Below are 20,542 nucleotides of genomic sequence, written 5' to 3'. Positions count from 1 at the left end.
TTCTTTACTTTTAATGCAAACGTGTTAAAATATAAGTATAGATAGTTAATTAATTAACAATTATAATTAAACTGTACATGTTAGGACATGAAAGGATGTGACTGATATGATGTTAGAAAAACAAATGATTGAAAATTGGACTTGTGAATTTGTTCAACAAGAAGCGATTGAACGCATCTCTCGTGAGGATGAAAATAGCTTTTTATTTGTAAATGATGGTGAAAAAAATAACAATATGAATTACTTCGTTGAGCAATTTCTGGCGGAAAATGAATGGTTGCTATCTTCACCTATCGGGAATGAAGAACAAGAATGGCTTTCCAACGCGTTAGGTGAGTTGATAAACGTTTAAAGTGACAAAAGTTTAAAGTGATAAAAGGTTCAATTATTAACTAATTAGATAAATCTCTAATTGCGAGCGCTGATTCGGTAGAATTCAGTGTTTTTTTATGCTTTTATGAGGTGTATGTTTAACAATTAGATAAATATCTAATTTAAGCATTGACTAATACAAATATCTAAGTATAATGTAAATATAGAAATGTATCACATACATACAAACGACTTTTAGAGAAACCAATTTTAAAGGAGCGATTATATGAAACTCATGAAGGAAAAAAACTTTAGACGATTGATCATAGGGAACGTGACGTCGAGCGTCGGGAGCAACATGCAACAATTTGCGTTATCGTTATATGTGTTAGCAATTACCGGTTCAGCGACGATATTTGCCTCAATGGTGGCGATTTCCATCATTCCTAGACTTTTATTATCCCCTATTGCAGGCGTCTTTGGCGATTGGTTTGATCGCAAAAAAAGCATTGTGCGATTGGATTTGTTTAATGGGCTATTGATTGGAATTTACGCGTTGTACTATTTTATGAATGACGGTTTATCACTTGCGAGTATTTATGTGCTCGTTGTAATTCTCGAGATGGTAGAGATCTTCTTTGGATGTTCTATGGCTGCGGTTGTACCGAGTATTGTTGAAAAAGAAAAATTACTTGAAGCCAATCAAATCAAAGCGATCTTCTCAAGTGTTTCAAACATCATCTCGCCGCTTGTAGCGTCTGCACTTTATGCATTTATGGGACTACAATTGATTTTAATTTTTAATGCCATCAGCTTTGTCATTTCTGCCATCAGTGAAATGACCATAGAAATTCCAAAACTCAATAAAAAACCGATCAAGTTGGATTTAAAATCGTTTGGAAAAGATTTAAAAGAAGGTATACTGGTAGTGAAAGAATCAAAAATTCTTAAACTCATCATTGGTTTAGGTGTGGTATTAAACTTTTCATTCTCTGCAATTTTTAGCGTGGGTTTAATTTATACCATAAAAGAAACGCTTAATGGCACTGAAATGCAGTACGGAACGGTGATGGCAGCGATATCAATTGCCAGTTTAATAGGTCCTATATTAGTGGGAAAAGTGGTTTCGAAGATGAAAATCGGCACGATGACGATTCGAACATTTTTATTGATTAATACCTTAATTCTTTTAATCGGTGTGGTTTCATCCAACTATTTTATTGGGTTATTTAACAGCAATTTGATACCGCTTGTGATTTTAAGTCTCATTTCATTTGCAATTGTCATTCTGAGCACCATCGTCAATATTGCCATCGGTACACTATTTGATCAGTTGGTACCAATTGAATTTATGGGACGTGCAGCGAGTATTATGAATCTTTGCCTCATGATCGCAATGCCAGTTGGGCAAGTTCTATTTGGATTCGGTGTCGATAAAATCTCAGTCAGTGCGACGATTGCCATTTTTTCAGGAATTGTTTTTGTAGCGTTAGCGTATTTTGCACGACCTTTTAAAGCCATGGATGATGAAATTGAAGCGGTAGCTGAACTTGCTGGTGAAACAGCATAATTCAGAGTGGATCATAAGAACGTATAATAGATAGGAGTGTCGTAGATGGAAAAATTTAGATTTCATAAGATAGAGAGTAAAATCAATGATTTGCTTTTATTTCCAGAAGTTGTCTCTATAAAAGATTTGCAAGATGACGATTTGTCAAATTATTCGTCGATGGTTTCTCAAGACATCATCGATCATTATCTTCACATGAAATCTTTACTTGAGCCCTACGCAGTCCGTATTAAAAAGTACTATTTTACCGATTCGTCGATGGCACATTTTTTCAGATGTCCCTACCCATTTTTCGGGTATCAAGACGCCGACGCGTATTTAGAATTTCTCAGCAAGTTGGATGAACGTCAAGTAAGTGAAGCCATCTTAGCTTATCTTTATAAAAAAGAGATGTTTGAACCGTTCTCTGACGTCTGCATCGAGGCAATTCAGCCATATTTAGCAGATGCGAACCTCATGGCAGAGTTCATCGATTCAGTCGTCAATGAAGATGAAGAAAAATGGAAGATGATGATGCTGTTAAGGCTACCATTGGAGTCCATGACGGATTGGATCGAGTTGATTAAAGAGTTAGAGCCGATTTTTGAATCGTTATATAAGCCCCATGAAGAAAAAGTGGAGCAGTATGGATTATCGCTGGTTCAAAGGCTAAACAAAAACATCGAACAAGCACTTTCTGAAATCACCAACGGTATGGTTCAAAGCGGAATTTTACCTGAAGGAGATGTACTGGTATCCTATATCAATACGACCAGTATTATCATATATGCCAATGATCGCAGGGTTTTCAGTAGTTGGGGACTCGAGGCGGAGGCAACTCTTGCCAAAGTAAGAGAGCTGCAAAAGGAAAGTCAGTTAGAACGCATTGTAACGTTTAAAAACCTTGGGGATAAAACCAGATATGAAGTGCTGATGTGTATTGCAAATGGCATGCAGTCCTTAAAGGACATCGCCACCAAGCTACAAGTCTCATCGGCGACCATTTCCTATCATATCAATAACTTGACCACGGGAAAGCTGATTAAAATCGTACATGAAGGCGATAAACACTACCTTTATAAAGTCAATGAAGAGTGGATTCACACGTGTTATGAAGGCTTACTAAATGATATGAAAATTAAAGAGGAATCGACAAAATAATCAAGAGTGATTGCCACTTAGCGAAATTCGCTGAGAAAGACAATCACTCTTTTTTTAGTTCGCCGCGCAATCCAACTGAGGAAAGCGTTTGGTAGCTATTCAAACATTATTCAAGTTGCGATACAAGTTGCAATACGAGTAGCGATTCAGTGTAACACAGATAATAATCAAAATAACTCAAGAATGCCTCGTTTGATGGCCATTTTTTCTGTGATAGAGAACACGACAAATCCCACGAGCATGATACCAAGTCCCACGAGGCATTCGCCGTAGAGTAAGGACAGGTGACTTCCAAGGGATTCGCCAGCTTGCAAGAGTCGACAGAGTTCGATACTACGCGTCAGTGGCAGCACGTGGGCGATGCGCTGAATCCAGAAGGGGAGATACTCAAGTGGAAAGTTAGCGCCAGTTAATCCAAGAAGCGTCATGGAAGCGATGTTGAGGATGAGATTGAGATCTCGCGTCAGGAGCCCAAGGCTTGAGATTAAAAGACCAAATGACATCGCTGAAAATGCAGCAATGAAGATGACCAAGATAAAAGCTGGCACTTGGCTCAATGGCAATGTAAAGCCAAATAACAATGCTCCTGTGATCAATCCGATGAAGACCGTGAGCAAGCTGTCGAAAATATGCAAAATAGCACGAGGAACAAAGATGCTCATGCGGTTGGTTGGAGACGCAATGAGAAGGAGCAATGTGCCATAAGATTTTTCTGCAGAGAGCTGTGAACCGACGCCGAAAATGGCGTTGAAGTAGGTCATCACGAGGGCATTTCCAATAAACCAATAAGTGCTGTCATAACTTTGGTTGGCATAAGAAGCAATCAGCGTAAAGCAAATCATTTGAAAAAGGGGACCGCCGATATTTACCATGAGGTAATTTTGATAGCCCATGGCGCCGAAGATGTTCTTATAGGGGATGACGGCGTTTCGAAGTATGCGTTTGAACCAATCCATTAGTACACCTCCAAAGTGGCATCGATTCGACATTTCACATCGATGCGTCTAAACAAATAAATCGCTGAAACGGTATAAATCACAGTCAAGATCAATATGCCGATGAAATACGGCAAAATTTGCGATGAAGATGCGCCTTCGATGGCACCTCTTAATATTTTAACGGCCCATGTTGGCGAAAAGAGGTACGAGAGCGGCAACACAAATTTTGGCAACAATTCAAGTGGAAACATCATCCCGCATAGGATGAAAATAGGCGCTTCGAAAAAGTTCATCAAAGTACGAGCGTTTCTTGATAGGGTAAAGAGCCCAGCAAATAGATAAGCGATTGCCACGAGAGACAGAATCATCAACACAAATCCGAGTAGAAACCATGAAAGGTTTGCGATGATCAAGGGCTTGTTAAAAAATAAAACCACCACTGTGACGCTGATGCCAAAACTGATTAATCCCCAAAGAGAATTTCCGATGATTTTACCAAGGACGATCCATTTGAATCCGACAGGTGCTGCAAAGAGGTTCTCCAGTGTGCCATACCAACGTTCTCTCATGATGTCACTTGCTGAGGAAAAGCAGATACTCGACCAAAACGTCGAAAGTCCACTACCGATGACGGCGTAGAGCATAAAGTCTTCAGTGGAACGCTTGAGATACATCATGCCAAGGAGTAGACCGAAGATGATGGGCTGAGCGATGACGCAAAAACGAAACATCGGTCTTCCGATGGAGGTTCTAAACTGTTGAAGGCCACTAGAAATTAAGACGTTCACAACGTTACGCATTTTGACCTCCAATAAGTTCGATGTAGACGTCTTCTAGTGAGATTTCCACATCTTTGATCTGATTGAGTCGTTCTTGTTTGATGCGTGTTCGCATCTGTTCTGTGATGCGAGACTTGAGTCCGTCCACCGTGTCAAGCGCTATGAGTTCGCCGTGATTGATAATGGCGATTCGATCACAAAGTTCCTCGGCTTCTTGCATATAGTGTGTTGTTAGTAGAACGGTTTTTCCTTGATTGGCGATGTTTTTGACGATTTGCTTGAGTTCTCGTGCGCCCACTGGATCGAGTCCAAGGCTGGGCTCATCGAGAAAAATCACTTCTGGATTATTGAGAAGCGCACGAGCGATTTGTAGCCTTTGTTTCATCCCTTTAGAATACGTTTCAACCTTATGGCGCTTGGCGTGGGATAGCCCAACTTGATCTAGGAGTCCATCGATGAGTTTGGGTTGCTCGCGACGAGGAATTTTATATAAGTCCGCAAAAAATTTTAAGTTATCTTCAGCGCTTAAACGCCAGTAAAGGCTGCGCTCCCCTCCAAAGATAAAATTAATTTTAGAGCGGATGTGTTTTTCTTGTCCGAAAGTCTCGTACCCTAAAACTTGGGCGGATCCATCCGTAGGCGCTAGTAGCGTTGTTAATATTTTGATGGTCGTCGTTTTACCTGCGCCATTGGGTCCTAAAAGTCCAAAAATCTCGCCAGGATAAATGTCGAAATTGATGCCTTTCAACGCTTCGACGATTTTCTTTTCTTGATTCATCAGACCAACTTTGGTGTGATACGTTCTTTTTAGATTTTGAACGGATATAATGGGTTTTACTGTTTGATTGATCATGGTCTCATCCTCTCAATGCATATTAGACGTTCGTCTTATTAGATATACATCTAATATACAATTTGGATGAAGCCCTGTCAATAGACAATAAAAAAAGTTCAGCTAGGATTCGCTGAACTTTATTGCGTATGGGATGCCATGGCACTCGATGCTGGCGCACTCGAAGCTGGCGCAGATTGAATATACTGAAGGGTCTCTTGATTGAGCGATTTAAGTCTACTCAAGTTAGTGCTAAAATACTTGATCTGTTTTTCTTGTTCCATATGAATCAATCCATGCTGTTTCAAAACCTCAAGGTGATGAGACACCGTCGCTGTGGTGAGGCCAGTTGCATCGGCAATTTGCTTGCCGTACATGGGTTTCATGTAGAGCATTTGAAGGATTTTGAGGCGATTTGCATCGCTGAGAAGTTTATGTTGTTCTGCAAGCGAAAGATGCACGTCTTCTTTATGGCTATTGAGTCGAATCAACGAATGGACGTAGATCATGCGATGAGCGCTAGAAAGTCTTAATCGATAAGGACTGAGATAATAAATGATTACAAATTCATATTCCTCATAGTCGGCAATGTTCCAAAAGGGTTTGCTCATAAGCTCTTGTGCATATGAGAGGGGGTGCCTGTCAGTCATATTTTCTGAAAATAGCTGTTGAGTCTGTTGATAAATGCCTGCTTTTCGTTGATTTTCTAACGTTTCGCTAAATGCTGGGCATGTGTCAATGTTCGTGGCAAGTTGCCTAAAACGATGGAGCAAGTCATCAAATTTGAATAAAAATTCATAAATCTGCGCTGCATCTTTGACCTCATGTTCGAGGAGAACTCGATAAAAAGCTTCAGGTGAGTGTGCGCAGCTATTTAATGTCTCAGGTGCAATCCTTGAACCGAGGAAATAGAACCATTTATCGGTTAAATTTAAAGTTTCAATGGCATCGAAGTAACTTTGGATATCACTTCTTTCTTCAGTGATGAGGGCAAATTCCATCCAACTAAAGAGAAAGTCTTGATGCTGAAAAAGGAAGGTCATTTCCCACTGGATATCTTGTATTGCTTCTACGTGAGTTTGAATGTCTTTTAGTCCATCAAGTGGTAATAACGGCTGATGGTGATATTCAAATGATAGGCTAATCATGGCTGAGAGCACTTCAAATACTCGACTTTCATGAATTTCTAAACGATGTTTAAACGGTTGCTTATAGTACGCCATGTGCTCACCTCCTTCTGCGTTATTATAATATAGAAAATGAGAATGTTAAAGAGATTTAGTTTTTTTATGACGGAATGAATCTTTTGTTTCCCGAAAGATTCAGCTATACTAAAACTGGAGGTACGGTATGAAAAGTAAACAGATCAAAGTAGTCGTTTCGGATTTGGATGGGACATTGCTCAATCCAGATCACGTGGTGAGCGATTACACGAAAGAAACTATTCGAAAACTCATTCAGTCAGGCATCCATTTTATGATTGCAACAGGACGTCATCACGTAGACGCTGCGCGAATTAAAAAAAGCATCGGTGTAGACGCGTTTCTCATCACTGCAAATGGTTCAGTGGTACAAAATCTATCAGGTGAGAAGATCTATGAAGCGCTCATAGCACCTGAAATTGTGAAGCAAATTCTTGAAGTTGATATAGAAGCAGGTGTTTTTAAGAACATTTATCAAGGGGATCACTGGATGATCGAAGAAATTGATGATATTTTTAAAGATTATTATGCAAAAGGCGAGTTTGAATACCAGCAGGTTGTTTTTCAAGACTATTATCATCAGCCCATCAGTAAAATCTTCTTTACATCTCAAGTTGCTGCAAAACTAATCCCCGTAGCAGCGTTGATCAAAGAGCGTTTCAGCGAATTTGTCGACGTGACGTTTTCGATTCCGGAGTGTCTAGAGGTGATGCCAAAAGGCGTCAATAAAGGAAAAGCAATCCTTGAAACCTTACATCATTTCGATGCGTCGGCTGAAGAAGTGGTGGCATTTGGAGATGGGCTCAACGATCTTGAGATGCTGTCAGTGGTTGGAAATGGATTTATCATGGGAAATGCAGACGCTTTGCTAAAAGAGCACCTTCCGGAGAATGAAGTCATTGAGTCCAATGCCAATGATGGCGTTGCCAATAAATTGAGAGCATTATTGGCATTGTAACAGCTATATAAATACATGAAAGTACTTTATTATTTGACTATCGACTATCGACAGTGGACAATAGATAATTGACATTAGACTATCTATTCTAGACGATCTATTATCTACTATATACGATAGATTATCGATTATCATTCTTATAATAGGGTATTTTTTTTATAATGAATTTTCTCGCAATTAGGACTGATTTTTCATATAGGATGTTTCTAAATCCTATTGTTCAAGCCCAATGTCAACTGTGTTATAATAGTCTCAAGGAGTGCTTATGAAAAAGAAAACTTATGAGGTTCAGGTCGAATTAAATGAAAATACAGAGGACAAGTCCTATACCATTCACATTGAAGGTGGATGTATTTCCAATGCCTTTTTAAAGCAACTTGTAAAAGATCGAGACCATGCCATCATCACGGATAGCAGTGTGTTTCAATCGTTTACGGATTATTTTGAAGGATTGAATTTTATCGCCGTTCCAAGTGGCGAATCGTCTAAAAGCATGACCGTCTATGAAGATTTACTCAATCAGATGTGTGAACTCGGTCTATCGAGACATGCAACGGTGATTGCATTTGGCGGAGGTGTGGTAGGTGATTTGGCTGGATTTGCGGCAGCGACTTACATGCGGGGTGTGAAGTACATACAAATTCCAACGACGCTACTTGCCATGGTTGACAGCAGTGTTGGGGGAAAGGTTGCGCTGAATTTAACGTACGGTAAAAATTTAGTGGGGGCATTTTATCAACCTTCTGCAGTGTATATTGATCCTAAGTTACTAGACAAACTCCCGATTCGTCAGTGGTCAAATGGACTTGCTGAAGTCATTAAATACGGACTCGCGTTTGACCGGTATCTATTTGACAAAATTGAACGTGCAGTCAATGATATTTTGACGATTATGTCAGCACAATATCTGAGTACACATAAAAATGAATTAGAAATTGAACGGGCAACCGTTTTTGAAAAATGTAAAAATTTATCGCCTGTCATGCACGAAATTTTACCTCTTGTCAGTGAGTTAATTGCCGGATGTTGTGAGATCAAAGCAAAGATCGTGGCAGAAGACGAGCGCGATCTTGGTGTGAGAAATTTATTGAACTTCGGACACACGGTGGGTCATGCCATTGAACAGTATTACGAATATGATCAATACTTGCACGGAGAAGCGGTGGCCATTGGCATGGCGGTACAAGCGAGAATGAGTCTTCATAGTGGAGATATTTCGGATTACAATTATAGACGTGTTGTGGATTTGCTTAAGCGATGTGGTCTACCAATTGGACTTCAGACCGATATTAATGAATCCAAACTCTTTGAGTTTATTAAACACGATAAAAAGTCGAGCGAAAACATGTTTACTTATGTTGCGCTAGACGATATTGGCGAAGCTGTCATTGTACATGAACCGCCTGAAATTGCATTTTCAAAGTTTATTGGAGGTCTCAATGCCCAATCGGGAAAATACTAATGAGAGTCAGATCACGATGAGTCGATCAAAAGACAGTGTGGTGTCTTTAAATCGTGCCCATCTAAAAGGTTGTTTGAAAGTCCCCTCGTCAAAGAGCGTCGGACATCGCGCAATTATCTGTGCGTGCTTATGTGAGGGCGTTTCACAGGTGAACAACATCTCCATGTCAGAGGATATTGAAGCAACTTTAAATGCCATGAAACAGTTTGGCGCAAAGGTGCATATGCTGTCTCGTGTAGATGGCTCTGTGGATTTAGAATTAAGTAATCCTCACATTCAAGCCTACTACGAAACAGGAGCTGCGCCTATTAAACAGCCACTTGTTATCGATTGTAACGAATCGGGATCAACAGCGAGATTTTTAATCCCGCTTTTTTTTCTGAATGAAGAGAAGACGGTCTATACAGGAACTGAGCGCCTATCCGAGCGCCATTATGATGCATATTACACCCTTTTCGACGAGCAGCGCATCCAATACCAGACAACTGGAAAAACGCGTGGACTCCCTCTTACTGTTCAGGGGAGTTGGCAGTCAGGAGATTATAGTGTGCGAGGAGATATCAGCTCGCAGTTTATCAGTGGATTGATGTTCGCTTTGCCTTTGCTATCGGGAAATTCGCGGATTTGTTTGTCAACGCATCTAGAGTCGCAACAGTACGTGATGCTCACGGATGCATGCCTAAAGGCGTTTGGTGTCGAGGCTCAGATTGAAATTCCAACTGTCGAGATTCCAACTGAAGAGATATCGACGGAAAAAGTATCAATCGAAGCAATACCGACGGAAGAAATGGCGCGAAATGAGAATCGCTTTCCAATCATTCATATTCATGGAAATCAACGCTTTCAGAGTAGGACGTATACTGTAGAAGGGGACTATTCTCAAGCGGCATTTTGGTTAGTGGCCAACTACCTTGGCGCAGAGATTCGTTTAGAGGGACTCAATCGCGATTCGCTTCAGGCAGATCGCGTGATTGAATCCATCATCGAGACCATCATCGAGATCACCATGGAATCCAGCAGTCAAACAATAAAGAATAGAAAATCATCGAATCAAGGCGTTGATTTGACCATAGATGTCTCACAGTCGCCAGATCTCGTGCCCATACTTACAGTGATGCTTGCGTTAACACCAGGAACATGGGAAATCGCCGGTGCAGCGAGACTTCGAATCAAAGAATCTGATCGACTAAAGGCCATTGCTACAGAGCTTAGTAAGTTAGGCGCGGATATTGAAGAACGACCAGAAGGTCTATTCATACGAGGTAAACAGCGGTTACATGGTGGTGAAGTGGATTCTTGGAATGATCACCGAATTGCAATGGCACTCGCCATCGCAGCGACGTGTATTGATGAAACGGTTATTTTGAACGGCAGTTCGTGTGTGAACAAATCCTATCCAGAATTTTGGGAACACTATAGAAAAGTGGGAGGACAGTGCCATGGCAAGTAGTTTTGGAAATCATTTAAAAGTGACTTTATTTGGAGAATCACACGGCTTCGCTGTGGGATGTGTCATTGAAGGACTGCCACCCAATGTGTTGTTGGACATGGCTTGGATTGATCAATGCCTTGAAAAGAGACGACCTGGACGAAATCAATGGACAACAGCACGATCGGAGACGGATTCATATGAGATTTTAAGTGGCATCTATCAAGAAAAAACCACTGGCACACCGCTATGTGTGATTTTTCAAAATCGCGATGAAAAATCAAGTGATTATGAACAACACAAGCACATTTGGAGGCCAGGCCATGCAGACTATACAGGGTATGTTAAGTCGCATGGAGCAAACGATCCAAGAGGTGGAGGACATTTTTCTGCGCGTTTAACTGCGCCTTTGGTATTTGCAGGCGCTATTGCAGAATTTCTCTTATATAAACGCAATATTCATCTAGTGGGGCATATTAAAAAAGTGGGTGATGTCCATGCGCCTTCGCTCCATCATTTTGCATTATATGATGAAACTTTAGAGGTTTTGAATCAAATGCACATTCCGATGTTTGATTCTGTGAAAGAGCAGATGCTTCAAATTGTCTCAGAGGCACGAGATGCGAGCGATTCTGTGGGAGCTCAGATAGAAATGGGCGTTTATAATATCCCCGTTGGATTGGGAGCTCCATTTTTTGACACGGTTGAAAGTCGATTGTCCTATGGCCTTTTTGCCATTCCAGCTCTTAAAGGGGTCAGTTTTGGCGATGGCTTTGACTTTGCTTCTAAAAAGGGCAGTGAAGTCGTGGATGCATTTATATTGGATCATCAAGGAAGCGTCAAGACCAATGCCAATCACAATGGCGGCATCAATGGCGGTATTACCAATGGTATGCCCATACTCTTTGACTGTGTGTTTAAACCTACAGCATCTATTGGCATTGAACAAGAGACCTTAGATGCGGAAACGGATGAGATGACTTGTCTTAAAATTACAGGTCGACATGATCCATGTGTAGCGCTTCGTGCGGTGCCCATTGTCAAAGCAGTAACGGCACTTGTGTTATTAGATTTATTGATAGAAGAAGAGGGATTGAAAGCGTATGAATAAGAAATTTGCGTTGATTGGTGAACATATTGCGTATTCAAAATCGCCTCTCATCCATCAAGCCGTTTATCAGCAGTTACGTGAGCGATGCACATCCAATGTGGACTCTCCAGAGGGGATTTCAGCGACTTATGAACTGATTGAAATCCCACGAGAGGATTTCGAAACGCAATTTAAGGGTATTACTAAAGCGTTAGATGGCATGAACGTAACCATTCCTTATAAAGAACGCGTGATACAACTTCTAGACAGTGTGGATGAGAAAGCCCTTCGAATTGGAGCAGTGAATACGGTTAAAAAGGAAGGCGAACGTTGGATTGGCTATAATACGGATTACGATGGCTTTGTATCCTGTTTGAACTACCATCGATTACACGATTTAAAGCGTGTCGTTGTACTGGGGACGGGTGGAGCAGCCAAGATGGTGACGGTAGCTCTGAAAGATTTAAAAGCCGAAGAAATTGTCGTCGTTTCAAGAACGCCTGAAAAGGCTGCGCATCAGTTTGACGGCTGTCAATGTCTCTCTTATGAAGATTTTATAAATGAAAAGGCATCCTATAGTTTAATGGTTAACTGCACGCCTATGGGACAATCTGTCGATGTGAATGATACTTGGATCAATGCGTCACTCATAAAGCAAATGGCGTTTGTTTTGGATTTGAATTATACGCCCTCCATCACGCCGATGATGACCATGGCATTAGAAGCAAATATCAAATGTGCAAATGGCTTGATGATGCTGGTTATGCAAGCGATTAAAGCGGATCGTATCTGGCTTTCAGAGGCCCTATTCGAAGGTTCGGACGACAACAAAATGACCGAAGAAATTCTCACTTATTTATGATATAATATTTTTGAAATGAACACGGCGTTGATCGTGAGTGAGAAGGAGGATATTGTGTTGAAAAAGCTACTCAAGATTATAGTAGCCATTATTCTAATAGCAGCATTGCTATTTGGGGGATATTTGGGGGTACTAACAATTACAGATGTGAATCACGACCCGATTGAAGCGCTTGAGCTTGAAAACAATCAAGATGAGAAGATGAGCGTTGCGGGAACTTACCAAGTGACGACGTTTAACATCGGTTATGCGGGAAATGATGCAAAGCAAGATTTCTTTATGGATGGCGGCAAAATGGGGAGAGCGTCAAGTAAAGAACAAACAGAAACCAACATGGAAGCGATTACATCGTTTTTAGTGTCGAATCAAGCAGATTTTATGTTTTTACAAGAAGTGGATTTAAAAGCACTTAGAACATACAAAGTGGATGAATATCAATTGTTAAAAGATAGCTTGCCTGAATATGGCTCGGTATTTGCTAACAACTATCATGCACAGTGGGTACCGGTTCCGGTGTTTGAGCCAATTGGCTACGTGGATGCAGGTATGGTGTCTATGTCGAAATACAAAATGGAGATGGCGAACCGTCACCAGTTAGAGGGTCAAGAATCGTGGCCAATGAAGTTGATGGAGCTTGATAGATGTTTTGTAGAGACAGAAGTAAAACTGGATAATGGAAAGTCACTCTTCTTGGTGAACTTACATCTTTCAGCATATGATGAAGGTGGCGTGTTGAGAAATAAGCAAGTGAAACACCTCATTCGTTATATGGAAGGCAAGTATAATGAAGGCAAATATGTCGTTCTCGGTGGAGACTGGAACCAACTCTTGTCGGATGTTCAAACAAAAGATCCTGAGTTTATTAAGAACTGGCCAGAGTGGTTAGTTGAAGTTTCAGATGAAATGACAGCAACAGGCTTTAAGTTCGCAGCGGACTCTACGAAGATGTCAGTTCGTGACTTGGCAAAACCTTACGTTGAAGGTGAAACGTTTGTGACGATTATCGATGGATTTTTAGTATCTCCAAATGTTGAAATTGTCGAAGTCAACACAACGGATTTAAACTTTGCAAACAGCGACCATAATCCTGTAACGTTAACGTTTAAGTTGACTGAATAAAACAAACATAACCCGTGTAAAATGAGCGCATGAAATTATTTGAGCTCAATTTGCACGGGTATTGTATTTTTTGCCCGGAATCGTTTATAATAGATAATGTCGTAACTAAAAAGTATCAGATTGGCGTGTATGGATTACATCGGTAAGACGGACACGAAATCTTCACTAAAAAAAGAGGGATTATGAAAAATAAATTTGCTAAGAATTTAGGCATACTCGGATTAACCGGGATTATCATCAAGATTATCGGAGCCATTTACCGCGTACCACTGGCGATTTTTATGTCGGAAGATGCAGTAGCATATTATGCGCTTGCATATCCGTGGTACAATATTTTGATTGTGTTTTCGTGCACGGCGATACCAGCTGTTATCGCTAAAATGGTGGCAGAAGCCAGTGCCAATGACAATCAGACCTTACAAAGTGACATATTAAATGTTTCTAGGCAATTGCTTCACATCTTTGGCGTTGGAACGTTGATACTTCTCGTTGGTTTTTCAGGTGTCATATCCAGTGCGCTTGGCTATCCAGATAGCCAGTATTCATTTATCGTTTTGGGATTTGCCTCATATTTTGTAGCCATCAATGCGGCTTATCGAGGATTTTTCCAAGGAACCCAGCACATGGAAGTCTATGGCATCTCGCAACTTCTTGAACAACTCGGCAGAGTGATCTTAGGTTTGGGCGTTGTTGCAGCACTCTCAGGATTTGGCATGAACGATGGCTATATCGCTGCTGCGGGAACGTCGGGTGCAGCATTTGGTGCGATTATCAGCTGGCTCTATTCCATTAATCGATATAAAAAGTATTACAAAAATCATCAAAAGACTAAGGGTCAGTTTAAACAGATCACGAGTCAAATTCTTAAACTGGTGGTACCAATTGCACTTGGCGCATCGATTATGCCACTTTTATCCATGATTGATGGAACGCTTGTCGTTTGGAGACTTCGTGATATCGGATTAGGCAGTACCGCCGCGGTTCTTTATTCATATGTTTCGTTTTATTCAGCTCCAATCATCAACATTTCTCAGGTAATCTTTGGCGCTTTACAGGTAACGTTATTGCCGATGATTACGAAGAGCTTTACACAAAAAAATCCAAATATGAAATACCAAATTAACTTTGGCGTATTGTTATCCCTTGTATTGGGATTGCCTTTGGGATTGGGAATTGCGATTTTCTCTAAACAAATCCTTTTATTCTTATATCCGTCAAAAGCTGCAATTGCAGGAGATGCAGCATCGGTACTTGCCATCTTAGGTATTTCAATCGTATTCTTGTCGATTTATTTAGCGACGACTAGTATCTTACAGGGCATCAATCAATATAGAAAACCGGTGATTCACTTGGCAATTGGTGCAATCATTAAAGTTGTTTCTGCGTATGCGTTAATCGGTATTGAAAGTATCAACGTAGATGGCGCAGCGTATTCAACGCTCTTAGCGTATGCTGTGGCAGCTATTCTCAATGCGATTGAAGTGTACAAACACTGTAAACCGACAAAGGCTATCATCGTAAAAGGTATACAGACTCTTTTTGCAAATGCCCTTATGGTTGCATCAGCTCTTGGAACGTATCGTTTATTCGAGAAAAAATTATCATTGACGGTGGACTTGCTTCTATCGGTATTCGTCGCAGTCGTGGTATACGGTGTGGTATTCTTAGCACTTAAAATTGTGACAAAAGAAGATTTTGAGCAAATTGAAAAGTAATTTAACAAGTAACTTAACAAGTAACTCAATCTGTCATTCAATCAGTCATTCAGTATCATGAGAAATAAAAGACTCTATCCACTTCCAATTTCAGTTTGAAATTTGGAAAGTGATAGAGTCTTTTTTATTGGCATTTAGCTGTTCGTATATCTAATGCGATGTTTTTTCGACAAGGGTGTCATATATAGCTTTTGCAGCATCTGACGATTTGAAACTCACAAAGATGAACTTGTTTTGATACTTAAAACTAACAAATGCAGGATGATTTTGATTGATTTGCAAGAGTGAATCGCCATACTCTTTGACTTGAAAGTGACCTCTTAATACAGGTCCTAAATCCATACCGTTTGTTCGTGTGCCGATTACAGGCATTTGAGATAATAACGATACCTCACTTATATCCGCCCACTGATACAAATCGCCGTATAGTCCGCTGATTTTGAGACCTGTTTCTTCGGTTGAAATTCGAGGCGGCATAAGTCCAATGATGATGAGAATCACCACTCCAATGAGTATGATAGCCTTGAAAATTGTTAACTTGTTGAATTTTTTTTGATTGTCTTCCATAATCCCTCCTTGTACTTCGTCAATATAACACGAAATGCTTTAGAAGGACTTTAAAAAGAGTTAAAGAAAGATTAAATTGCCAAAAAGATTCAATTGCAAAAAAAGACTACGAACATCACCTTATGTGGATGTGCACGCAGTCTTTAAATTTGTACTATAAAATTGCCAATAAGAGTTCGCGGATTACTTTACAAGCAGTAGCAGTACTCACGCCAGTTGTATCGTAGTGTGGCGAAAGTTCAACGACATCCGCTCCAATCACATTGAGGCCTGTAAATGATCGAATGATCTCAATCATGTCTCTAAATGTGATGCCACCTGGTTCTGGAGTTCCGGTACCAGGAAATATCGATGGATCTAAGATGTCTAAATCGATTGTGATGTAGACTGGCGTTTCAGGACCAATCTTATTAACCACATCTTCTAAGGTGCTATAGTCGAACTTTTCAAGGTGTGTATGTGATTTCGCCCATTCAAACTCCTGTTTTTCGCCTGAGCGTATGCCAAATTGAAAAATCGTCCCATCTCCCATGAAATCCCACGCACGTCTGATAACAGCAGCATGAGAAAGGGGTTCTCCCATATAATGCTCTCTGAGATCGGTGTGTGCGTCGAAATGAAGCAGTTTCATATCTGGATATTTTTCGTAAGCGGCCTTGATAGAACCAAGTGATACGAGGTGCTCGCCACCAATTAAAAATGGTATTTTCCCAGCATTTAAAATGGTGCGAGTGGTTTCTTCGATTGACTCAAGAGCGCGAGTAGCGCTGCCAAATGGAAGATCCAAATTGCCAATATCCGTCAACGCATAATCTGCTAAATCTTTATCAAGGTAGGGGCTATATGTTTCGAGTCCAAATGAGTCTAAGCGAATATAGTCAGCCGCAAATCGAGTACCAGGTCTAAAAGAGGTTGTCGAATCAAAAGGTGCACCAAAAATCACCACTTGTGCGTCGTCAAATTCTGAATCACAGCCAATAAATGTATGAATGTTTGATTGCATGACTTACTCCTCAAGTAATTTCTTCACAAATGTTGGAAGCGCAAAACATCCTTTGTGAAGTTCTGTATTGTAGTATTTTGTTTCTAATCCAAATGCTTCCCATGCTTCTGGTTTGAAGTCTGCAATTGGATCAAAGTGTTTAGAAGCAAATCCAAATAACCAGTGTCCTGATGGGTAGGTAGGCATATGGAATTGATATACTCTGCTCACTGGGAAGATTTTTTTGATTTTTGAATGTGAACGTTTCATTTCACGTGCATAGTTTGGATAATAAGGGCTTTCGTGTTGGTTGATCAAGATGCCTTTATCAGAAAGTGCTTTGAAACAATCGTTGTAAAACGCTTCTGAGAATAAACCTTCACCAGGTCCAATTGGATCGGTGCTGTCTACTAAAATGAGGTCGTATTCATCCACTTTTCCGTGAATGAACGCAAGACCATCTTCAAAATATAGCGTAACTCTTGGGTCGTTGAGTTTTCCTGCCGTGATAGGAAGGAATTTTTCACAAGCACGAACCACCATTTCGTCGATCTCTACCATGTCGATTTTTTCGATGTGTTCATAACGAGTGAGTTCTCTTACCGTACCGCCATCGCCACCGCCGATAACGAGAACGCGTTTGATCTCTGGGTTTGTTGCCATAGCAACGTGTGTGATCATATCGTGATAGACAAATTCGTCTTTTTCGTTGACCATCATAAGACCATCAAGTGTAAAAAATGTTCCGAACTCGTCTGATTCAAAGAAATCAATCGCTTGAAATGGGCTTGTTTCAGAATAGATGTGTTTATTGACTTTAATGGAAAAATCCACTGTATCTGTATGTTTTTCGGTGTACCAAAGTTCCATATAAAACCTCCTGAATAATGAATAGTGATTATTAAATACTGATTATTAAATACTGAATATTAAATACTGATTATTAAATACTGATTATTAAATACTGATTATTAAATACTGATTACTGATTATTAAATACTGAATATTGAATATTGAATGCTTACTCTTTAATGACCTTGATGAAATCCGCCTCTGGATCTTCCATGCCTGTGATAATTCCGTGAGAGGACTTGAACAATTTGAGCTGCGCGAGAACGGATTCATTGATGCGCTCGCCATAGCTAACGACCGGTATACCCGGTGGGTAACTCATAATGGATTCGCCACTGATGCGTCCAAGTGTTTCATCGAGAGGGACCATTTCCTTTTCAGCATAAAATGCATCTCTTGGTGTAATGACCACTTCTGGATAATGGAGGTCAATTTTCTTATAGTCGATACGCTCGCTCATAAAACGCTTGCTAATGTCTTTCAGTGCATCGATGAGTTTGTTCACATTGTCATAATCATCGCCAACACTTAAAATTGCAAGTGAGTTGTACACGTCGCCAGTTTCCATTTGAATATTGTACTCATCTCTTAAAATGTCATAGAGCTCCATGCCGTTAAGTCCCATGTCACGAGTTGTGACGCTGAGTTTTGTGGGGTCGAAACCATAAATACCAGGTCTTCCAATGGATTCAGAACCGATAGAGTAGCAACCAGGGATTTGATTGATCTGCTTGCGTGCGTACTCTGCAACCTCGATGACGTGATTTAGGATTTTTTCACCTTCTGTAGCGAGCATTTTTCGAGCGACATCTAGCGAGCCCATAAGTAAATATGAAGGACTTGTCGTTTGCATCATGTTGATGACTTTTCGCACGTATTGACCGTCGATGCGATCAGTTTTTATTAAAAGTGCTGAACTTTGAGTGAGGGAACCGCCCGTTTTGTGGAGACTCACAGAAGACATATCCGCACCAGCTTGCATACCGCTTAATGGGAATTTGTCGTTAAAATGAAAGTGTGTCCCATGTGCTTCATCTATCAGCACTAAAAGGCCTTTACTATGACAGTAATCGACAATGGTCTTCAAGTCACAAGTTGCACCATAGTAAGTTGGGTTGATGATGAAGATCGCCTTTGCATCAGGGTGGTCTTCGCATGCTTTTTGAACAGAATCAAGGGTGACGTTGTGTGAAACGCCCATCTCACTATCGATTTCAGGACTCATATAAACAGGTGCTGCGCCACATAAAATCAAGGAGTTAATGGCAGATTTATGAACATTTCTCGGTAAAATAATCTTATCGCCTTCGCTAAGTGCAGTCATAATCATGACCTGTACGGCAAATGAAGTTCCATTGACGATAAAGTAGGCGCGATCTGCTCCAAATGCTTCTGCCATAAGATCTTCGGATTCTTTAATCACGCTGATTGGATTTCCTAAAAAATCCAGTGGTTTCATTGAATTGACGTCGAGTTCTAGCATGGTATCGCCAAAATACGCAGCATATTCTCTTAGTCCACGTCCGTGTTTATGCCCTGGAACGTCGAAGGGAGTGACATTTTTTGCGTGATATGCTTTCATCGCAGTAAAAACAGGTGTTTTATGCTGATCCAATATCGTCGCCTCCTATCTTCTAACAATTTGATTCGTAGTACGAATGAGTAAATTTATGCTTTGCCGATATTTCGACCATAGTAGATCTCAGTCATTTCTCGTTTGAGTTTTAGCATGATGTCGCGTTGTTCTTTTGGTGTTAAATCGTCCTTGCTCACTTCGAATAAGTAGTTATTGAGCTCGAAATCTTTTAAGAGCATTTTAGTGTGAAAAATGTTTTCTTGATACACGTTGACATCAATGAGTTGATATTTGTTCAACGTTCTTTTTGCTACGTAATTTTGAATGGAGTTGATGTTGTGGTCGATAAATAATTTTTGACCTGAAGCATCTCTTGTAAATCCGCGCACGCGGTAATCGATTGTGATGATATCCGAATCAAAGCTATCAATGAGGTAGTTCAAGGCTTTTAGTGGAGAGATCTGGCCACAAGTTGATACGTCGATGTCCACTCTAAATGTACTTAGACCATTATCCGGATGATATTCTGGATACGTATGAACCGTCAAGTGACTTTTGTCGAGATGCCCTACAACGTGTTGTGGGACATTGACAAGCACGCCTTTATTGCAGGATTGATCGAGGCAACCATCTGGTACTTCTTCCTCAGAGATGAGAATCGTTACGCTAGCTCCTTGAGGATCATAATCTTGCTTAGCGACATTTAAAACGTGAGCGCCGATCATTTTAGTGACATCTTGTAAAATGTTGGTAAGACGTTCTGAGTTATATTGCTCGTCAATATACTCGATATATTTTTGTCTGTCTTCAGCAGTACGGGTATAACAAATATCATAGATGTTAAAACTCAATGTCTTTGTTAGGTTATTAAACCCGTGTAGTTTAATTTTCTTATAACCTTTCAAGGCAGGCCCTCCTCATAAAATGGATATTGGGAATCGTCTGTCGTCTCCCTTATTGTTGAATGAACGAATTTTTAGAATGATTGAAAATGCTAGTTTTTCATCTTATAATACTTAAAATATTAACTAATAAGTATACTAATACTGTTTTAAACACAAGTACAATTATAGCAGAAAATCATAGAAATACTAGTGTCTAATTGATTTTTTTTACAAAGTTTTTTGACGCGATTTTTAAGCTGTTTTGTGTTTAAT

19 protein-coding genes are annotated in these 20,542 nt (G+C 40.3%); 10 read left to right on the top strand and 9 right to left on the bottom strand.

The annotated features are described in order from the left end of the window. The first annotated feature begins 106 nt into the window (after positions 1-106). The 3 genes from ACZ41W_RS09245 to ACZ41W_RS09235 all read left to right on the top strand — a co-directional run bounded on the left by ACZ41W_RS09245 (position 107) and on the right by ACZ41W_RS09235 (position 3,022). Entirely contained in the window at positions 107-352 is a 246-nt protein-coding gene (locus ACZ41W_RS09245; RefSeq protein ID WP_464311690.1) for a hypothetical protein, read from the top strand. A gap of 246 nt (positions 353-598) precedes the next feature. Continuing rightward, positions 599-1,882: an MFS transporter gene (locus ACZ41W_RS09240; RefSeq protein WP_464311689.1), complete on the top strand. Its 1,284-nt coding sequence runs from the start codon at positions 599-601 to the stop codon at positions 1,880-1,882. A gap of 45 nt (positions 1,883-1,927) precedes the next feature. Continuing rightward, a complete protein-coding gene (locus tag ACZ41W_RS09235) occupies positions 1,928-3,022 on the top strand; it encodes an ArsR/SmtB family transcription factor (RefSeq protein ID WP_464311688.1) in 1,095 nt (364 codons plus the stop codon). A 167-nt stretch (positions 3,023-3,189) separates the two neighbouring features. Here ACZ41W_RS09235 and ACZ41W_RS09230 read toward each other — a convergent pair whose 3' ends face one another. The 4 genes from ACZ41W_RS09230 to ACZ41W_RS09215 all read right to left on the bottom strand — a co-directional run bounded on the left by ACZ41W_RS09230 (position 3,190) and on the right by ACZ41W_RS09215 (position 6,794). Then, entirely contained in the window at positions 3,190-4,011 is an 822-nt protein-coding gene (locus ACZ41W_RS09230) for an ABC transporter permease (RefSeq protein WP_464311687.1), read from the bottom strand. Next, a complete protein-coding gene (locus tag ACZ41W_RS09225) occupies positions 3,978-4,760 on the bottom strand; it encodes an ABC transporter permease (protein ID WP_464311686.1) in 783 nt (260 codons plus the stop codon). Before ACZ41W_RS09225 ends, ACZ41W_RS09230 begins: the two co-directional genes overlap by 34 nt. Further along, positions 4,753-5,592, bottom strand: coding sequence for an ABC transporter ATP-binding protein (locus ACZ41W_RS09220; RefSeq protein ID WP_464311685.1), 840 nt, complete (start codon positions 5,590-5,592; stop codon positions 4,753-4,755). The genes ACZ41W_RS09225 and ACZ41W_RS09220 overlap by 8 nt, the downstream gene beginning before the upstream one ends. A 119-nt stretch (positions 5,593-5,711) precedes the next feature. Next, positions 5,712-6,794, bottom strand: a complete 1,083-nt coding sequence (locus ACZ41W_RS09215; RefSeq protein WP_464311684.1) for an ArsR/SmtB family transcription factor — start codon at positions 6,792-6,794, stop codon at positions 5,712-5,714. A gap of 127 nt (positions 6,795-6,921) precedes the next feature. Between ACZ41W_RS09215 and ACZ41W_RS09210 the strand changes: the two genes are divergently transcribed. From ACZ41W_RS09210 to ACZ41W_RS09180, 7 genes are all read left to right on the top strand, one after another. Continuing rightward, positions 6,922-7,731: a Cof-type HAD-IIB family hydrolase gene (locus ACZ41W_RS09210; protein ID WP_464311683.1), complete on the top strand. Its 810-nt coding sequence runs from the start codon at positions 6,922-6,924 to the stop codon at positions 7,729-7,731. A 265-nt stretch (positions 7,732-7,996) separates the two neighbouring features. Then, positions 7,997-9,193 carry a 3-dehydroquinate synthase gene (aroB, locus tag ACZ41W_RS09205; protein WP_464311682.1) on the top strand — a complete coding sequence of 399 codons (1,197 nt, stop codon included), beginning with the start codon at positions 7,997-7,999 and terminating at the stop codon, positions 9,191-9,193. Next, complete coding sequence (locus ACZ41W_RS09200) at positions 9,171-10,643, top strand: 3-phosphoshikimate 1-carboxyvinyltransferase (RefSeq protein WP_464311681.1); 1,473 nt, start codon at positions 9,171-9,173, stop codon at positions 10,641-10,643. Before aroB ends, ACZ41W_RS09200 begins: the two co-directional genes overlap by 23 nt. Further along, entirely contained in the window at positions 10,633-11,733 is a 1,101-nt protein-coding gene (gene aroC, locus ACZ41W_RS09195) for a chorismate synthase (RefSeq protein WP_464311680.1), read from the top strand. Before ACZ41W_RS09200 ends, aroC begins: the two co-directional genes overlap by 11 nt. After that, positions 11,726-12,574, top strand: a complete 849-nt coding sequence (locus ACZ41W_RS09190; RefSeq protein ID WP_464311679.1) for a shikimate dehydrogenase family protein — start codon at positions 11,726-11,728, stop codon at positions 12,572-12,574. The genes aroC and ACZ41W_RS09190 overlap by 8 nt, the downstream gene beginning before the upstream one ends. A gap of 54 nt (positions 12,575-12,628) precedes the next feature. Beyond that, the gene (locus ACZ41W_RS09185; protein ID WP_464311678.1) at positions 12,629-13,693 is read left to right on the top strand and encodes an endonuclease/exonuclease/phosphatase family protein; all 1,065 of its coding nucleotides are present in this window, start codon (positions 12,629-12,631) and stop codon (positions 13,691-13,693) included. Positions 13,694-13,875: 182 nt separating this feature from the next. Further along, positions 13,876-15,408, top strand: coding sequence for an oligosaccharide flippase family protein (locus tag ACZ41W_RS09180; RefSeq protein ID WP_464311677.1), 1,533 nt, complete (start codon positions 13,876-13,878; stop codon positions 15,406-15,408). A 150-nt stretch (positions 15,409-15,558) separates the two neighbouring features. Here ACZ41W_RS09180 and ACZ41W_RS09175 read toward each other — a convergent pair whose 3' ends face one another. From ACZ41W_RS09175 to speD, 5 genes are all read right to left on the bottom strand, one after another. After that, positions 15,559-15,975: a hypothetical protein gene (locus tag ACZ41W_RS09175; protein WP_464311676.1), complete on the bottom strand. Its 417-nt coding sequence runs from the start codon at positions 15,973-15,975 to the stop codon at positions 15,559-15,561. Positions 15,976-16,129: 154 nt separating this feature from the next. Next, positions 16,130-16,978 (bottom strand): agmatinase, encoded by an 849-nt coding sequence (speB, locus tag ACZ41W_RS09170; protein WP_464311675.1) that lies wholly within the window; start codon positions 16,976-16,978, stop codon positions 16,130-16,132. 3 nt (positions 16,979-16,981) lie between these two features. After that, positions 16,982-17,827, bottom strand: coding sequence for a polyamine aminopropyltransferase (gene speE, locus ACZ41W_RS09165; RefSeq protein ID WP_464311674.1), 846 nt, complete (start codon positions 17,825-17,827; stop codon positions 16,982-16,984). Between the two features lie 151 nt (positions 17,828-17,978). Further along, the gene (locus ACZ41W_RS09160; RefSeq protein WP_464314284.1) at positions 17,979-19,391 is read right to left on the bottom strand and encodes an aminotransferase class I/II-fold pyridoxal phosphate-dependent enzyme; all 1,413 of its coding nucleotides are present in this window, start codon (positions 19,389-19,391) and stop codon (positions 17,979-17,981) included. An 86-nt stretch (positions 19,392-19,477) separates the two neighbouring features. Continuing rightward, on the bottom strand, positions 19,478-20,290 hold the full coding sequence (speD, locus tag ACZ41W_RS09155; RefSeq protein ID WP_464311673.1) for an adenosylmethionine decarboxylase: 813 nt from the start codon (positions 20,288-20,290) through the stop codon (positions 19,478-19,480). Positions 20,291-20,542 lie beyond the last annotated feature (252 nt).

It is taken from the genome of Fusibacter fontis, from assembly GCF_055378735.1.
This window is presented reverse-complemented; position numbering and strand designations above follow the sequence as displayed.

Bases quoted from the DNA above. Each gene is read 5' to 3' on its own strand.
- ACZ41W_RS09215 (WP_464311684.1), bottom strand. From the start codon at position 6,794: ATGGCGTACTATAAGCAACCGTTTAAACATCGTTTAGAAATTCATGAA.
- ACZ41W_RS09210 (WP_464311683.1), top strand. From the start codon at position 6,922: ATGAAAAGTAAACAGATCAAAGTAGTCGTTTCGGATTTGGATGGGACA.
- ACZ41W_RS09190 (WP_464311679.1), top strand. From the start codon at position 11,726: ATGAATAAGAAATTTGCGTTGATTGGTGAACATATTGCGTATTCAAAA.
- ACZ41W_RS09235 (WP_464311688.1), top strand. From the start codon at position 1,928: ATGGAAAAATTTAGATTTCATAAGATAGAGAGTAAAATCAATGATTTG.
- speE (WP_464311674.1), bottom strand. From the start codon at position 17,827: ATGGAACTTTGGTACACCGAAAAACATACAGATACAGTGGATTTTTCC.
- speB (WP_464311675.1), bottom strand. From the start codon at position 16,978: ATGCAATCAAACATTCATACATTTATTGGCTGTGATTCAGAATTTGAC.
- aroC (WP_464311680.1), top strand. From the start codon at position 10,633: ATGGCAAGTAGTTTTGGAAATCATTTAAAAGTGACTTTATTTGGAGAA.
- ACZ41W_RS09245 (WP_464311690.1), top strand. From the start codon at position 107: ATGATGTTAGAAAAACAAATGATTGAAAATTGGACTTGTGAATTTGTT.
- ACZ41W_RS09240 (WP_464311689.1), top strand. From the start codon at position 599: ATGAAACTCATGAAGGAAAAAAACTTTAGACGATTGATCATAGGGAAC.
- ACZ41W_RS09200 (WP_464311681.1), top strand. From the start codon at position 9,171: ATGCCCAATCGGGAAAATACTAATGAGAGTCAGATCACGATGAGTCGA.
- ACZ41W_RS09230 (WP_464311687.1), bottom strand. From the start codon at position 4,011: ATGTCGAATCGATGCCACTTTGGAGGTGTACTAATGGATTGGTTCAAA.
- ACZ41W_RS09220 (WP_464311685.1), bottom strand. From the start codon at position 5,592: ATGATCAATCAAACAGTAAAACCCATTATATCCGTTCAAAATCTAAAA.
- ACZ41W_RS09175 (WP_464311676.1), bottom strand. From the start codon at position 15,975: ATGGAAGACAATCAAAAAAAATTCAACAAGTTAACAATTTTCAAGGCT.
- aroB (WP_464311682.1), top strand. From the start codon at position 7,997: ATGAAAAAGAAAACTTATGAGGTTCAGGTCGAATTAAATGAAAATACA.
- ACZ41W_RS09225 (WP_464311686.1), bottom strand. From the start codon at position 4,760: ATGCGTAACGTTGTGAACGTCTTAATTTCTAGTGGCCTTCAACAGTTT.
- ACZ41W_RS09180 (WP_464311677.1), top strand. From the start codon at position 13,876: ATGAAAAATAAATTTGCTAAGAATTTAGGCATACTCGGATTAACCGGG.
- ACZ41W_RS09160 (WP_464314284.1), bottom strand. From the start codon at position 19,391: ATGAAAGCATATCACGCAAAAAATGTCACTCCCTTCGACGTTCCAGGG.